We start from the raw sequence: 14,502 nt of genomic DNA, 5'->3' as shown, positions 1-14,502 counted from the left end.
GTTCGGGGGCGCCGACTGCCCTTCCTGTGCCCGCTCTTGGGCAGCACTGATCGAGAGTGATCGGCTTCGGTGAAGGGTGTCAGGGGAGTGGTGCAATTGCACATATAAAATTGACGAGGTGTGAGGGGGCCTCAAGTTCCCCGTCAGTACGGAGGAGTTCGGTGACACCCGTCACAGTGGCGGGCACTTGTCGCAGGCCGAGGGGCTGCGATAAAGAACGCCTAAGAGCGGGTCACTTGGCAGCGGACCCCTTGTCCTCGGACTCCATCGCCAGGCGCAGGAGGCGATGGCAGATCGGGCAGTGCCGCGTCACATGCCGGTATCGCGTCGCGGCCGCCAGATGCGCGCGCAGGAGTGCCTTGGTCTCGTGTCGCCGGGGGGAATTCGGAGCCGTCGTCATCCGCCGCACCTCCTCTAGTAGAGGTACCCCGGCCCCGAACGGCCGTCAACCGCAAGGGCCGCGCGTATAGGCCACCGGAAAGAGCGACAGGCACACGAAGAAGGGCCCGCACCGATCGGTGCGGGCCCTCTCTCTGCGGTCCTGACGGGATTTGAACCCGCGGCCTCCACCTTGACAGGGTGGCGAGCACTCCAAACTGCTCCACAGGACCTTGCTCGTGCGCGCTCGGCGCGAAACGAGACTCTACAGCAGGTCAGGGGCCCAGGGCGAACTCACTCTGCGTGCCCGTCGCGCTACGGCGCCGCCGCGTCCACGGCCTTCATGATCCGCTTGTCGGAGACCGGGTACGCCGTGCCCAGCGCGTGCGCGAAGTAGCTGACGCGCAGCTCCTCCACCATCCAGCGCACGTCCCGCGCCGCGCGGGGAACGGGGCGGCCCGGCGGGAACTGCTCCAGCAGCCACAGGTACTCGTCCCACATCTCGCGGACCTTGGCCATGCGGGTGCGGTCGCGCTCGACGTTGTGGGGGAGCTGCTGGAGCCGGCGGTCGGCCGCGACCAGGTACCGCATCAGGTCCGGGAGGCGGCCCGCGCCGTGCTCGGTGACGAAGCCCGGCTTGATGAGGCCGTCGAGCTGCTGCCGTACGTCCGCCGCCGACTCGGCGAGGACCGGGCTCGTGGTCGTCCGCAGGCGCTGCTCGCAGGAGTGCCAGGCGGCCAGGACCTCCTGGACCTGGCGGACCGTGCGCAGCGTGCCGTCGACCAGGTCGGCGCGGACCGCGTCGAAGAGCTTGCGGTAGGACTCCTCGTCCCAGGCCGGGCCGCCGTGGGCCGCGATGAGGCGGTCGGCGGTCGCGGTCACGCAGTCCTCGAAGAGGGCCTGCACGCTGCCGTGCGGGGAGCGGGAGAGGGCGAGCTTCTGCCGGTTGTCGAGCTTGGACTGGGCGAACTTGGCGGGGTCCGAGGGGATGTTGAGGAGGATGAGGCGGCGGGTGCCGCGCCACATCGCCTGCTGCTGCTCGGCCTCGGTGTCGAAGAGCCGTACGGCCACCGAGGAGCCCTCGTCCACGAGCGCCGGGAAGGCCTTGACGGGCTGGCCCGCGCGCCGGGTCTCGAACGTGCGCGAGAGGGTGCCCAGCGTCCAGTCCGTGAGGCCGCCGCGCTGCGGGGTCTCCCCGGCCGGAGGAGCCGCCGCCTCGCCCCCCTGAGCGCCGTCCTGCGCCTTGCGCGCCGCCTTGCGCGACCTCGCGCGCTCCGAGGAGTCGAACGCCTTCGAGAGCGCCTTCTGCGTCTGCGGCTTGAGCTTGAGCTGGAGCGCCTCCAGGTCCTTGCTCTCCTCCAGCTTGCGGCGGCGCTCGTCGGTGACCCGGAACGTGATCTTCAGGTGGTCCGGGACCTTCGCGAGATCGAAGTCCTGTGCCGTGACGGGGACTCCGACCATGCGCTTCAGTTCGCGCGCGAGCGTGTACGTCACCGGCTCCTGGAGCGGCTGCGCGGTCTCCAGGAAGCGCTTGGCGAAGTTCGGCGCCGGCACGTAGTTGCGCCTGATCGGCTTGGGGAGCGAGCGGATCAGCTCGGTGACCAGGTCCTCGCGCAGACCCGGGATCTGCCAGTCGAAGCCCTCCGGGGTGACCTGGTTGAGCACCTGGAGCGGCACGTGCACCGTGACGCCGTCCGCGTCGGCCCCGGGCTCGAACTGGTACGTCACCGGCAGGACGAGGCCGCCCTGGCGCCATACGTCCGGGTAGTCGGAGGCGGAGACCTCCTCGGCCCGGTCGCTGATGAGCATGGACTTCTCGAAGTTGAGCAGGTCCGGCTCGTCGCGGCGCTTCTTCTTCCACCAGGAGTCGAAGTGCGCCCCGGAGACGATGTCCTCGGGCACGCGCTGGTCGTAGAAGTCGTAGAGCGTCTCGTCGTCCACGAGGATGTCGCGGCGGCGGGCGCGGTGCTCCAGCTCCTCGACCTCGTCGAGGAGTTTGCGGTTGTCACGGAAGAACTGGTGGTGGGTGCGCCAGTCGCCCTCGACCAGCGCGTGCCGGATGAACAGGTCGCGGGAGGCCTCCGGGTCGATGCGCCCGTAGTGCACCTTGCGCTCCGCGACGACCGGCACGCCGTACAGCGTCACCCGCTCGAAGGCCATCACCGCGGCCTGCTTCTGCTCCCAGTGCGGCTCGCTGTACGTCCGTTTGACCAGGTGGGCGGCGAGGGGCTCGATCCACTCCGGGTCGATCTTCGCGTTCACCCGCGCCCACAGGCGGGAGGTCTCGACCAGCTCGGCCGACATGATCCAGCGCGGGGGCTTCTTGAAGAGGGCCGAGCCGGGGAAGACCGCGAACTTCGCGCTGCGCGCGCCCAGGTACTCGTTCTTCTCCGTGTCCTTGAGCCCGATGTGCGACAGCAACCCCGCGAGCAGCGACTGGTGGACGGCGTCCTCGGACGCGTCCTGGTCGGAGAGGTGGATCTTCATGCCCTTGGCGACCTGGCGGAGCTGCGTATAGATGTCCTGCCACTCGCGTATCCGCAGGTAGTTCAGGAACTCCGTCTTGCACATGCGGCGGAACGCCGACGAGGACAGGGCCTTCTGCTGCTCCTTCACGTACCGCCACAGGTTGAGGAACGACAGGAAGTCGCTGCCCTCGTCCTTGAAGCGGGCGTGCTGCTGGTCGGCCTGCTGCTGCTTGTCGGACGGGCGCTCGCGCGGGTCCTGGATGGAGAGCGCGGCGGCGATCACCATGACCTCGCGCACGCACCCGTTCTTGTCGGCCTCCAGCACCATGCGGGCCAGCCGCGGGTCGACGGGGAGCTGGGCGAGGGAACGGCCGGTCCTGGTGAGCCTGCGCGCGCCCTTGTCCTTGCCCGGCTCCAGCGCGCCCAGCTCCTCCAGGAGCTGCACGCCCGCCTTGATGCTGCGGTGGTCCGGCGGGTCGATGAACGGGAACTTCTCGATGTCCCCGAGCCCGGCCGCCGCCATCTGCAGGATGACCGACGCCAGGTTCGTCCGGACGATCTCCGGGTCGGTGAACTCGGGGCGGGAGAGGAAGTCGTCCTCCGAGTACAGCCGGATGCAGATGCCCTCCGACGTACGCCCCGAGCGGCCCTTGCGCTGGTTGGCGCTGGCCTGGCTGACGGGCTCGATGGGGAGGCGCTGGACCTTGGTCCGGTGGCTGTAGCGCGAGATACGGGCGGTGCCCGGATCGATCACGTACTTGATGCCGGGGACGGTGAGCGAGGTCTCCGCGACGTTCGTCGCCAGGACGACGCGGCGGGTGCCCGGGTGGGACTGGAAGACGCGGTGCTGCTCGGCGTGCGACAGGCGGGCGTAGAGCGGGAGGACCTCGGTGGGGATCCCGCGCCCGCCCCGGAACTTCTTCTCCAGCGCGTCCGCCGTGTCCCGGATCTCGCGCTCGCCGGAGAGGAAGACGAGGATGTCGCCGGGCTCCTCGCGGTGCAGCTCGTCGACCGCGTCGCTGATGGCGGTGACCTGGTCGCGGTCGGGCGCGTCCGAGTCCTCCTCCAGCAGCGGGCGATACCGCACCTCCACCGGGTACGTACGCCCGCTGACCTCGACGATCGGGGCGTCCCCGAAGTGCCGCGAGAAGCGCTCCGGGTCGATCGTCGCGGAGGTGATGACGACCTTCAGCTCCGGGCGCTTCGGGAGGAGCTGGGCGAGATAGCCGAGCAGGAAGTCGATGTTGAGGCTGCGCTCGTGGGCCTCGTCGATGATGATCGTGTCGTACTGCCGCAGCTCGCGGTCCTGCTGGATCTCCGCGAGCAGGATGCCGTCGGTCATCAGCTTGACCAGCGTGCGGTCCTTCACCTGGTCGGTGAAGCGGACCTTCCAGCCGACGGTCTCGCCGAGCTGCGACTTCAGCTCCTCCGCGACGCGCTCCGCCACCGTACGGGCCGCGAGGCGGCGGGGCTGCGTGTGCCCGATCGTGCCGTGGATCCCGCGCCCCAGCTCCATGCAGATCTTCGGGATCTGCGTCGTCTTCCCCGAGCCCGTCTCGCCCGCGACGATCACGACCTGGTGGTCGCGGATCGCCTCCAGGATCTCGTCCTTCTTCTGGCTGACGGGGAGCTGCGGGGGATACGTGATCTCCGGCACGGACTCCCTGCGGGCCTCCACGCGCAGCTCGGACTCGTCCATCGCCGCGGAGATCTCCGCGAGCACGGCGGCGCGCGCCTCGGGCTTGCGGATCTTGCGCGCACCGTCGAGCCGCCGCGCCAGGCGCGACTGGTCGCGGAGCGTGAGATGCGGGATACGGGCCTGGAGAGCGGCGGGCGAGGGAGGCGTGGAAGTCGACATACCTGGTCCAGGATCGCACCAGGGGCCAGCCGCTGGCGAACCATTTGGGCTCCGGGCACACGGCCGCCCCGCCCCCGGCCGTTAGGCTGGCGCCGGAACGTACCGTACGAGCGAGGACAGAGGGCACCCCGATGAGCCGGAGCCGGACCCCCGAGCGCGGCCTCGCCGTGCTCGCCGGGCTGCTGCTCCTGGTGTGCGGGGTGCTGTTCGGCGCTTCGCCGGCGAGCGCGGCGCCCTCCGGCGCCGGGTCCGCGAAGCCCGCCGCGCACGCGTCCGTCGCGCACGCGGCGTCCGCCGCCTCCGCCCCCGCCTCGTACGAGGAGCCCGGTACCGGCGACACCTCGCCGGGGCCCGGCTGTCACAAGCAGAAGAAGGGCGACGTCGACGGGGCCGTGCCCGCGCCCGCCTCCGGCGCGCAGAACCTCGTGGCGGCCCTGTCCGCCTGCCTCGTCCCCGAGTCGCACGCCGCGCTCGGCGCCGCGCACGCGCGCCCGCCCGTGCGCGGGCCCACTCCGGCGCAGCCCCCGACCCCCGTAGAACTCTCCGTCCTGCGCGTGTAGACGCGCCGCCCCGGCATACGTGTGTGCCGGGGCAGGCCGCTCGCACCCGTATCCAGGACAGGAGACGTGACGTCCGTATGCGCCCACGTATGCGTTCACTTCCGCTCGCCCTGCGCGCCGTGGCCGGATGGCCTTTGTCGCGGTGGGGCGTCGCCGCGGGGGCGGCCGTGCTCACCGCGTTCGCGGTCGGGCTGCCCACCGCCGTGATCCCGAACCCGCTCTTCGCCCGCTCGGTGGCCACCCCGTGGTGGGGCTACCCGGTGCTCGCCGCGACGGCCGCCCTCGCGGGGGTGCTGCTGGCGACGTACGTGCGTACGGGCCGCCGCCGGGAGGCGATACGGGGCGACGGCTCGCGGCTCGGCACCGTGGGCGGGCTGCTCGGCTTCTTCGCCGTCGGCTGCCCCGTGTGCAACAAGCTCGTGCTGCTCGCGCTCGGCACGTCCGGGGCGCTGAACATCTGGCAGCCCGTGCAGCCGCTGCTGGCCGTCGCCTCGCCGGCGCTGCTCGCGGTCGCCGTCGTACGGCGGCTCGCGGGCGAGGTCGCCTGCCCCGCCGTACCGGCGCCGTCCGTCTGAAGACTTTCCTCCCCCGACCTTCGCTCCCTCCGCGGGAGTCCCAGGAGATCCCCCATGCCTTCCACCACCAAGTCCGCACCGAAGAACCGCAAGGGTCTGGTCATCGGCGTCCTCGTGGCCGTCGTCGCGCTGCTCGCCGGGTGGCTGTCGCAGTACGCCGTGAACGGCGACGACAGCGGCTCGGGCGGCGGCTCCGGCGACAACGCCACCCTGCACGGCAAGGAGGACACCTCGGCCGGCGACCCCGCGCTGATGAAGCTCGCGCGCCGGGACGACGGTGACCCGTACGCGCGGGGCGACAAGGACGCGCCGGTCGTGATGATCGAGTACGCGGACTTCGGGTGCTCGTTCTGCGGCAAGTTCGCGCGGGACACCGAGCCGATGCTGGAGAAGAAGTACATCGACAAGGGCGTGCTGCGCATCGAGTGGCGCAACTTCCCGATCTTCGGCAAGGGCTCCGAGCGGGCCGCGCTCGCGAGCTGGGCGGCGGGCAAGCAGGGCCGCTTCTGGCAGTTCTACAACACCGTCTACGCCGACAAGGGCAACGAGAAGAACGGCTTCTCCGACGACCACCTGCACGACATCGCCAAGGAGGCGGGTGTCGAGGACCTCGACAAGTTCGACAAGGACCGCGCGAGCGGGGCCGCGAAGAAGGCCCTCGACAGGGACCGGAACGAGGGCTATGGCCTCGGCGCCTCCTCCACCCCCGCCTTCCTCGTCAACGGCGAGCCGATCGCGGGCGCGCAGCCGGACGAGGTCTTCACGGACGCGATCGAGCGCGCGGCGAAGGCGGCCGAGCAGAAGAAGGGCGGGAAGAGCTGATGGAGGTCGGGTACCTCGCGGCGTTCCTCGGCGGGCTCCTCGCCCTGCTCAGCCCGTGCAGCGCGCTGCTGCTGCCCGCGTTCTTCGCGTACTCGATCGGCTCGGCCGGCAAGCTGCTCGCCCGTACCGGCGTCTTCTACCTGGGCCTGGCCACCACCCTGGTGCCGCTGGGCGCTGCGGGCTCGTACGCCGGACGGTTCTTCTACGGGCACCGGGACACGCTCATCTCGGTGGGCGGCTGGCTGATCATCGCGCTCGGGGTGGCGCAGATCCTGGGCCTCGGCTTCGCGCCGCGCCGCCTCCAGGAGATGTCGGGCCGTATCCGTCCGACGACGGTGGTCTCCGTCTACGCGCTGGGCGCGGTCTACGGCCTCGCGGGCTTCTGCGCCGGTCCGATCCTGGGCAGCGTGCTGACGGTCGCGGCGGTCAGCGGCAACCCGGTCTACGGCGGGATGCTGCTGGCCGTGTACGCGCTGGGCATGGCGGTGCCGCTCTTCCTGCTGGCGCTGCTCTGGGAGCGCTTCGATCTGGGCGGGCGCCGGTGGCTGCGCGGGCGCGAGCTGGCGCTCGGCAGGCTGCGCCTGCACACCACCTCGCTCCTCTCGGGCCTCTTCTTCATCCTTCTGGGCGTGCTCTTCCTCGCCTTCGACGGCGCGGCGGCACTGCCCGGACTGACGGACGTGGACGGCGCCTTCGCGGCGGAGCAGTGGGCGAAGAAGGCAGGCAACGCGGTGCCGGACGGGGCGCTGCTCGGCGTCCTGGCTGCGGGAGCGGTGGGCCTGGTGCTGTGGCGCCGGCGCGCGGGGGACAGTGGCGAGGACGAGGCACCACCCCGGGGAGAAATGTCCGAAAGAAAGTAAATGATCCTGTTTTAATCTGGCTCGCATGAGCGAGCGACAGCAGGACGGGTCCGGGCACGGGGCGCACGGCAGGAAGCCCACCGCGCGGGGGCACTGGCACTCCTTCAAGGAGTCCCCGTTCTTCCCCGCGTCCGTGCTGGTGCTGATCCTCGCGGCGGCGGCCGGGCTCTTCGCGGGCTCGTACACGTACGCCATGGCCAACCCGACCCCGCACCACATCCCCACGGCCGTCGTCGGGAAGGCGGAGAGCCAGCGGGACCGGGTGGCCTTCATCCAGGGCATGGAGAAGGCGCTCGGCTCCTCGCTGGAGCTCCATCACTACGGCACCCAGGCCGAGGCCGAGGACGCCATCGAGCGCCAGGAGGTCTTCGCGATCATGCGGGCCGAGCGGCCGCCCGAGGGTGCCGAGCGGCCCAGGGGCGTCGAGCTGGACGTCTCCAGCGCCTCCGGCTCCTCGGTGGCCCAGCTCCTCCAGCAGGCCGGTCCGCAGGTGGGGAAGAAGGTCGGGGTCCAGGTCCAGGTGCGGGACCTCAAACCGCTCGGCAAGGGCGATCCGCGCGGGCTGGCGATCTTCTACATCTCGCTCGCCGCCGTGATCATCGGCTTCGTCGGCGCGATCCAGCTCAGCGTCCACGCCCGCGCGCTGAACCCTCCCGAACGGATCGCGTTCACCGCCGCCTACGCCCTGCTGGGCGGCTTCGTGATCGCGGCGGTCGTCGACTGGGGCCTGGACGCGGTCCAGCTCCCCTTCGTCCACTCGTGGATGATCCTCGCCCTGACGATGTTCACGTCGGGCATGGTCTTCACGATGTTCAACACCCTCTTCGGCCGCTGGGCGATGGTGCCGACCTGGGGCGTGATGGTCCTCCTCGGCAACCCGTCCTCGGGCGGCGCCGTCTCCTGGCCCCTCCTGCCGTCGGTCCTCGGCGAGATCGGCCGCTGGCTCCCGCCGGGCGCCTCGGTGAACGCCCAGCACACCGCCGTCTACTTCCCCGGCCACCAGCTCGCCCAGCCCTACCTGGTCCTCGCCGCCTGGGCCCTGGTCTCCTGCGCCGTCTTCTGGACCTGGCGCCACCGCCACCCGGGCGGCCGCCCCACCAGCCGCCACGCGGCGGACGCCGCTGCCGCGTAGGGAGAACCCCGAGAACCCCGCCCACGCGAAGGGCCCCGTTCCTGGAGGAACGGGGCCCTTCGACTGCGGCGGTGGCTGGGGCCGGGGTCGAACCGGCGACCTTCCGCTTTTCAGGCGGACGCTCGTACCAACTGAGCTACCCAGCCGCGCGGTCCTGACGGGATTTGAACCCGCGGCCTCCACCTTGACAGGGTGGCGAGCACTCCAAACTGCTCCACAGGACCTTGCTCTTCGCTTGTGCGCGAGCACTAGTCTCGCACAAAGCGGCGCGTGCTCCCAACGGGATTCCCTTGAGGGGTGTGGGGGCTTGTCACCAGGGGTGACGTCGCCCAAGCAGACTACCAGACCGCGGGGGGTCCCGATGACCGTCCGGACCCCGGGTCAGCGAGGTGTGCCGCCGCAATCCTCCGCCCGTACGGGCACCGGGTGCCGGCGGTGCCGAGCCGGGCCCGTTTCAAGCCGGGGGCGGCCGCGGGGAGTTCGGATCGGCGCCCTCCGGAGGGGAAACGGGCACGGAACGGGCGCACTCGGCCCTCCGAACGGGCCCGGCTCCGACCCCGTGCAGGCCGTGCGACCTCGGACGGGGCGATATGCGCCCCGGGCGCACTCGGGCAGGAACGGTCTCGTGACGGCCCTGGTCCGCCCGGACCAGGGCCGGTACAACTCTCCACACGGGCCCGAACGGGCACGTTGCTGACCGTACGGAGAGCGGAGCGCGAGGGGAGCGGGCGTGGTGAGCGTGAGGAGCGCGGAGGAGCGCCAGCGGGAGATCGTCGGTGAGGCCCGCCGCACCGGCTCCGTCGACGTCGGCGAGCTGGCCGAGGAGCTGGGCGTCGCCAAGGAGACGATCCGTCGCGACCTGCGCGTCCTGGAGTCGCACGGGCTGCTGCGCCGTACGCACGGGGGCGCGTATCCCGTGGAGAGCGCGGGCTTCGAGACGACGCTCGCGTTCCGCACCACCCTGCACGTCCCCGAGAAGCGCCGTATCGCCGCCGCTGCCGCCGAGCTGCTCGGCGAGGCCGAGACCGTGTTCATCGACGAGGGCTACACCCCCCAGCTCATCGCCGAGGCGCTGCCGGAGGGGCGGCCGCTGACCGTGGTGACCGCCTCGCTCGCCGCCGCCGGGGCGCTCGCGACGCGCGACGAGATCACCGTGCTGCTGCTCGGCGGGCGGGTGCGGGGCGGCACGCTCGCGACCGTCGAGCACTGGACGACCAAGATGCTGGCCGCGTTCGTGATCGACCTCGCGTTCGTCGGCGCGAACGGGATCTCGCGCGAGCACGGCCTGACCACCCCCGACCCGGCCGTGAGCGAGGTGAAGGCCCAGGCCGTACGGGCCTCGCGGCGGCGGGTGTTCGCGGGGGTGCACACGAAGTTCGGGGCCGTGAGCTTCTGCCGGTTCGCGGAGGTCGGCGAGTTCGAGGCCATCGTCACCTCCACGGGGCTGCCCGCCTCCGAGGCCCACCGCTACGCGCTCCAGGGGCCGCAGGTCATCCGCGTCTGAGACCCCCGCCAGGACCACCACCAGACCCGCCCCCGAGCCCCGCCCCTCCCTCGCGCGGCCCCATATGACCGTTATGTACGTCTATGACCAGGAGCCCCCATGCGCAGTCAGAGCCGACGACTCAGGACGCGCGCCGCGCTGTCGGCCGCGCTCGCCGCAGCGCTGACCGGCCCGCTGCTGTCCGCCTGCGCGGGTGCGGGCAGCCTCGGCACCGGCGGTGACACCATCAACGTGCTCATGGTGAACAACCCGCAGATGACCGAGCTCCAGAAGCTCACCGCGAAGCACTTCACCAAAGAGACCGGCATCAAGGTCAAGTTCACGACGCTGCCCGAGAACGACGTCCGCGACAAGATCGGCCAGGACTTCGCCAACCAGGCCGGGCAGTACGACGTGGCCACGATCAGCAACTACGAGACGCCGATCTACGCCAAGAACGACTGGCTGCGCCCCCTCGACCCGTACACGAAGAAGGACAGGGCGTTCGACCAGAAGGACATCCTGCCGCCTCTTCGTGAGTCCCTGACCGGCGAGGACGGGCAGATGTACGCGCAGCCGTTCTACGGCGAGTCGTCCTTCCTCATGTACCGCAAGGACGTGTTCGAGGAGCACGGCCTGACCATGCCGGAGCGGCCCACCTGGCAGCAGGTCCAGAAGCTCGCGGCGAAGGCCGACGGGGTGAAGAAGGGCATGAGCGGCATCTGCCTGCGCGGCCTGCCCGGCTGGGGCGAGATGATCGCGCCGCTGACCACGGTGGTGAACACGATGGGCGGCACCTGGTTCGACAAGGACTACAACGCCGAGCTCGACGGCCCCGGCTTCCGCAAGGCCGCCAAGTTCTACGTGGACCTCGTCCGCGAGCACGGGCAGTCCGGCGCCGCCCAGTCGGGCTACGCGGAGTGCCTCAACAACATGACGCAGGGCAAGTCGGCCATGTGGTACGACGCGACCGCCGGGGCCGGCTCGCTCGAAGCCGCCAAGTCCCCGGTCAAGGGCAAGATCGGCTACGTACCCGCGCCGACCGTGAAGACCGAGTCCTCCGGCTGGCTCTACACCTGGGCATGGGGCATCCAGAAGGCGTCCCGCAACCCCGACAAGGCCTGGAAGTTCATCTCCTGGGCGTCCAGCAAGAAGTACGAGCGCCTGGTCGGCGAGGAGTTCGGCTGGGCCAACGTCCCGGCCGGCAAGCGCGCCTCGACGTACCGCATCCCCGAGTACCGCAAGGAGGCGGGCGCCTTCGGGGAGGTCACCCGGAAGGCCATCAGCGAGGCCGACCCGCGCGACCCGGGCCTGCAGAAGCGGCCCACCATCGGCATCCAGTTCGTGGACATACCCGAGTTCGCCGACCTCGGCACCAAGGTCTCCCAGGAGCTGAGCGCGGCCGTCGCCGGACGCAAGTCCGTCGACTCGGCGCTCAAGGAGTCCCAGCGGCTGGCCCAGGAGGTCTCCGACGAGTACGAGGGGCGAGGCCAGTGACGACCGCCGTACGCACACCCGCGCCCCGTCCCAAGACGCCGCCCGCGGCGCCCGGCAAGCCCCCGGCCAGGCTGCGCGCCTGGGTCACCCGGGCCCCGCTGCTGCCCGCGCTGGTCTTCCTGATCATCGTCACGCAGCTCCCGATGGTCGCCACGCTGATCATCTCGTTCCTCGACTGGAACGCGCTCTACCCCGAGGCCCGTTCGTTCGGCGGCTTCGGCAACTACTCCGAGGTCCTCACCGACCCCGACCTGCGGGAATCGGTGTTCACCACGATCCTGCTGACCGTCGTGGTGGTCCTCGCCAGCCTCGTCCTCGGGCTGCTCATCGCGCTGCTGCTCGACCGGAGCTTCAAGGGCCGCGGCATCGTCCGCACGATGCTGATCGCGCCGTTCCTCGTGGTGCCCGTCGCGGCGGCGCTGCTGTGGAAGCACGTGCTCTACAACCCGGAGTACGGCCTCTTCAACGGCGCGCTGAACTGGCTGTTCGGGGACAGCGCGCCCCAGCCCGACTGGATCGCGGACATGCCGCTCGGCGCCGTCCAGATCTCGCTGATCTGGCAGTGGACGCCGTTCATGATGCTGATCCTGCTCGCCGGGCTCCAGAGCCGCCCGGCCGAGGCGATCGAGGCGGCGCGGATCGACGGGGCCGGCGCCTGGCAGATCTTCCGCTTCATCACGCTGCCGCACCTGCGCCGCTATCTGGAGCTGGGGGCGCTGCTCGGCACGGTCTACATCGTGCAGAACTTCGACGCCGTCTTCACCCTCACCTCGGGCGGCCTCGGCACGGCCAACCTGCCGTACACGATCTACCAGACCTTCTACCAGGGGCACGAGTACGGCGTCGCCTCCGCGGCCGGGGTCCTGGTGGTCATCGGGTCGCTGATCATCGCGACGGTCGCGCTGCGCGTCGTCTCGTCGCTGTTCCGCGAGGAGGGGTACGCCTCATGAGCACGCTCACCGTGAAGCCGAAGCCACGGGCCGCCGGGAAGCGGGCCGCCCGGAAACCGGGCGGGGACCCCGTCGCCACCGCCAAGCAGCGGCGCCGCAACGCCGGGCTCGGGCTGCTCGCCTGGGTCGTCGGCATCCTCTTCGCGCTGCCGCTGCTGTGGATGGCGCTGACCTCCTTCCACTCCGAGTCCGACGCGGCCACCAACCCGCCCTCGCTCGCGGCCCCCCTCACCCTCGACGGCTACCGCACCTTCTTCGGCGCCGGGGGAGGCCCCACGCCCTGGTACGCGCTGGCCAACTCGCTGACGGCGTCGCTCGTCTCGACGGCCCTCGTGCTCGTCCTCGCGCTCCCGGCGGCGTACGCGCTCTCGATCCGGCGCGTACGCAAGTGGACCGACGTGCTCTTCTTCTTCCTCTCCACGAAGATGCTGCCGGTCGTCGCGGGCATCCTGCCGATCTACCTCTTCGCCAAGAACACCGGCTTCCTCGACAACATCTGGCTCCTCGTCATCCTCTACACCTCGATGAACCTGCCGATCGCGGTGTGGATGTGCCAGTCGTTCCTCGCGGAGGTGCCCGTCGCGCTGATCGAGGCCGCGCGGATCGACGGGGCGCGGCTGCCGCAGATCCTGCTGCGGGTCATCGCGCCCGTCGCCGCGCCGGGCATCGCCGCGACCGCGCTGATCTGCTTCATCTTCAGTTGGAACGAACTCCTCTTCGCACGGGTGCTCACGGGCGTCGTCGCCCAGACAGCGCCCGTCTTCCTGACCGGCTTCATCACCAGCCAGGGCCTGTTCCTGGCGCAGGTGTGCGCCGCGTCGCTCGTCATCTCCCTGCCGGTTCTCGCCGCGGGGTTCGCCGCCCAGGACAAGCTGGTCCAGGGCCTGTCGCTAGGAGCCGTGAAATGAAGGCAGCCCTCGTCGAATCCGTGGGCAACGTCTCCCTCACCACCGTGCCCGACCCCACGCCAGGTCCGCGCGAGGTGGTGGTGAGGGTGGCCGCGTGCGGGCTGTGCGGCACCGATCTGCACATCCGCCAGGGCGAGTTCGCACCCTCGCTGCCCCTGGTGCCGGGCCATGAGTTCGCGGGCGAGGTCGTCGCCCTCGGCACGGACGTGACCGAGCTGGCCGAGGGCGACCGGGTCGCCGTCGACCCCTCGCTCTACTGCCACGAGTGCCGCTACTGCCGCAGCGGCCACAACAACCTCTGCGACCGCTGGAACGCCATCGGCGTCACCAGGGCGGGCGGCGCCGCCGAGTACGCGCTCGCGCCCGTCGCCAACTGCGTCAAGCTGCCCGACCACGTCCGCACCCAGGACGCCGCGCTCATCGAGCCGCTGTCCTGCGCCGTACGCGGCTACGACGTGCTCAAGTCCCAGCTCGGCTCCCACGTCCTCATCTACGGCTCCGGGACGATGGGTCTGATGATGCTGGAGCTGGCCAAGCGCACCGGCGCCGCCAGCGTGGACGTCCTCGACCTCAACCCCGAACGGCTCGCCACGGCCCAGAAGCTGGGCTGCTCGGCAGCCGCCGCGACCGCCGACGAACTGGACCTGGCCGAACGCGGCGGCTGGGACCTCGTCGTCGACGCCACCGGCAACGCCGCCGCGATCCAGGACGGCCTGGGCCGCGTCGCCAAGGCGGGCACCTTCCTCCAGTTCGGGGTCTCCGACTACGCGACGACGGCGACGATCGAGCCGTACAAGATCTACAACCAGGAGATCACCATCACCGGCTCGATGGCTGTCCTGCACAGCTACGAGCGCGCGGCCGAACTCTTCGCCGGCGGCGTCCTGGACCCGGACCTCTTCATCTCGGACCGGCTCCCCCTGGACGAGTACCCGGCGGCCCTGGACCGCTTCGCGGCGGGGAAGGGCCGGAAGATCGTCGTCGTGCCGTGACCGCGCGGGGCCAGGCCGT

12 protein-coding genes and 3 tRNA genes are annotated in these 14,502 nt (G+C 70.9%); 10 read left to right on the top strand and 5 right to left on the bottom strand.

Going from position 1 to position 14,502, the window contains the following annotated elements; genetic code table 11:
- Positions 1–232: 232 nt before the first annotated feature.
- The 3 genes from ABD343_RS10720 to hrpA form a co-directional block, all read right to left on the bottom strand.
- Entirely contained in the window at positions 233–400 is a 168-nt protein-coding gene (locus ABD343_RS10720) for a DUF6274 family protein (protein ID WP_344526589.1), read from the bottom strand.
- A 136-nt stretch (positions 401–536) separates the two neighbouring features.
- Positions 537–611, bottom strand: a tRNA-Asp gene (locus tag ABD343_RS10715).
- Positions 612–693: 82 nt separating this feature from the next.
- Positions 694–4,704 carry an ATP-dependent RNA helicase HrpA gene (hrpA, locus tag ABD343_RS10710; protein ID WP_344526587.1) on the bottom strand — a complete coding sequence of 1,337 codons (4,011 nt, stop codon included), beginning with the start codon at positions 4,702–4,704 and terminating at the stop codon, positions 694–696.
- A 131-nt stretch (positions 4,705–4,835) separates the two neighbouring features.
- Between hrpA and ABD343_RS10705 the strand changes: the two genes are divergently transcribed.
- The 5 genes from ABD343_RS10705 to ABD343_RS10685 all read left to right on the top strand — a co-directional run bounded on the left by ABD343_RS10705 (position 4,836) and on the right by ABD343_RS10685 (position 8,653).
- The gene (locus ABD343_RS10705) at positions 4,836–5,264 is read left to right on the top strand and encodes a hypothetical protein (protein WP_344526585.1); all 429 of its coding nucleotides are present in this window, start codon (positions 4,836–4,838) and stop codon (positions 5,262–5,264) included.
- Positions 5,265–5,353: 89 nt separating this feature from the next.
- Positions 5,354–5,839: a hypothetical protein gene (locus tag ABD343_RS10700; RefSeq protein WP_344526583.1), complete on the top strand. Its 486-nt coding sequence runs from the start codon at positions 5,354–5,356 to the stop codon at positions 5,837–5,839.
- Positions 5,840–5,893: 54 nt separating this feature from the next.
- The gene (locus ABD343_RS10695) at positions 5,894–6,661 is read left to right on the top strand and encodes a DsbA family protein (RefSeq protein WP_344526581.1); all 768 of its coding nucleotides are present in this window, start codon (positions 5,894–5,896) and stop codon (positions 6,659–6,661) included.
- Positions 6,661–7,521, top strand: a complete 861-nt coding sequence (locus tag ABD343_RS10690; RefSeq protein ID WP_344526579.1) for a cytochrome c biogenesis CcdA family protein — start codon at positions 6,661–6,663, stop codon at positions 7,519–7,521. The genes ABD343_RS10695 and ABD343_RS10690 overlap by 1 nt, the downstream gene beginning before the upstream one ends.
- A 25-nt stretch (positions 7,522–7,546) precedes the next feature.
- The gene (locus tag ABD343_RS10685) at positions 7,547–8,653 is read left to right on the top strand and encodes an ABC-2 transporter permease (RefSeq protein WP_344526577.1); all 1,107 of its coding nucleotides are present in this window, start codon (positions 7,547–7,549) and stop codon (positions 8,651–8,653) included.
- 72 nt (positions 8,654–8,725) lie between these two features.
- On the opposite strand, the gene ABD343_RS10680 is transcribed toward ABD343_RS10685, so the two are convergent.
- Both ABD343_RS10680 and ABD343_RS10675 read right to left on the bottom strand, forming a co-directional pair.
- Positions 8,726–8,799 (bottom strand) — tRNA-Phe (locus ABD343_RS10680).
- Between the two features lie 3 nt (positions 8,800–8,802).
- A tRNA-Asp gene (locus tag ABD343_RS10675) sits at positions 8,803–8,877 on the bottom strand.
- 509 nt (positions 8,878–9,386) lie between these two features.
- On the opposite strand from ABD343_RS10675, the gene ABD343_RS10670 reads away from it, so the two are divergent.
- The 5 genes from ABD343_RS10670 (at position 9,387) to ABD343_RS10650 (ending at position 14,483) form a co-directional block, all read left to right on the top strand.
- Complete coding sequence (locus ABD343_RS10670) at positions 9,387–10,157, top strand: DeoR/GlpR family DNA-binding transcription regulator (RefSeq protein WP_344526654.1); 771 nt, start codon at positions 9,387–9,389, stop codon at positions 10,155–10,157.
- A gap of 99 nt (positions 10,158–10,256) precedes the next feature.
- Positions 10,257–11,633, top strand: a complete 1,377-nt coding sequence (locus ABD343_RS10665) for an ABC transporter substrate-binding protein (RefSeq protein ID WP_344526575.1) — start codon at positions 10,257–10,259, stop codon at positions 11,631–11,633.
- Complete coding sequence (locus ABD343_RS10660) at positions 11,630–12,583, top strand: carbohydrate ABC transporter permease (protein ID WP_344526570.1); 954 nt, start codon at positions 11,630–11,632, stop codon at positions 12,581–12,583. Before ABD343_RS10665 ends, ABD343_RS10660 begins: the two co-directional genes overlap by 4 nt.
- A complete protein-coding gene (locus ABD343_RS10655) occupies positions 12,580–13,491 on the top strand; it encodes a carbohydrate ABC transporter permease (RefSeq protein ID WP_344526569.1) in 912 nt (303 codons plus the stop codon). The genes ABD343_RS10660 and ABD343_RS10655 overlap by 4 nt, the downstream gene beginning before the upstream one ends.
- A complete protein-coding gene (locus tag ABD343_RS10650; RefSeq protein ID WP_344526567.1) occupies positions 13,488–14,483 on the top strand; it encodes a zinc-dependent alcohol dehydrogenase family protein in 996 nt (331 codons plus the stop codon). Before ABD343_RS10655 ends, ABD343_RS10650 begins: the two co-directional genes overlap by 4 nt.
- Positions 14,484–14,502 lie beyond the last annotated feature (19 nt).

Source organism: Streptomyces albiaxialis, from assembly GCF_039530985.1.
GTDB classification, from domain to species: domain Bacteria; phylum Actinomycetota; class Actinomycetes; order Streptomycetales; family Streptomycetaceae; genus Streptomyces; species Streptomyces albiaxialis.
This window is presented reverse-complemented; position numbering and strand designations above follow the sequence as displayed.

Coding starts and splice junctions, on each gene's coding strand:
- ABD343_RS10650 (WP_344526567.1), top strand. CDS start 13,488: ATGAAGGCAGCCCTCGTCGAATCCGTGGGCAACGTCTCCCTCACCACC.
- ABD343_RS10665 (WP_344526575.1), top strand. CDS start 10,257: ATGCGCAGTCAGAGCCGACGACTCAGGACGCGCGCCGCGCTGTCGGCC.
- ABD343_RS10655 (WP_344526569.1), top strand. CDS start 12,580: ATGAGCACGCTCACCGTGAAGCCGAAGCCACGGGCCGCCGGGAAGCGG.
- ABD343_RS10690 (WP_344526579.1), top strand. CDS start 6,661: ATGGAGGTCGGGTACCTCGCGGCGTTCCTCGGCGGGCTCCTCGCCCTG.
- ABD343_RS10700 (WP_344526583.1), top strand. CDS start 5,354: ATGCGTTCACTTCCGCTCGCCCTGCGCGCCGTGGCCGGATGGCCTTTG.
- ABD343_RS10695 (WP_344526581.1), top strand. CDS start 5,894: ATGCCTTCCACCACCAAGTCCGCACCGAAGAACCGCAAGGGTCTGGTC.
- ABD343_RS10720 (WP_344526589.1), bottom strand. CDS start 400: ATGACGACGGCTCCGAATTCCCCCCGGCGACACGAGACCAAGGCACTC.
- ABD343_RS10685 (WP_344526577.1), top strand. CDS start 7,547: ATGAGCGAGCGACAGCAGGACGGGTCCGGGCACGGGGCGCACGGCAGG.
- hrpA (WP_344526587.1), bottom strand. CDS start 4,704: ATGTCGACTTCCACGCCTCCCTCGCCCGCCGCTCTCCAGGCCCGTATC.
- ABD343_RS10705 (WP_344526585.1), top strand. CDS start 4,836: ATGAGCCGGAGCCGGACCCCCGAGCGCGGCCTCGCCGTGCTCGCCGGG.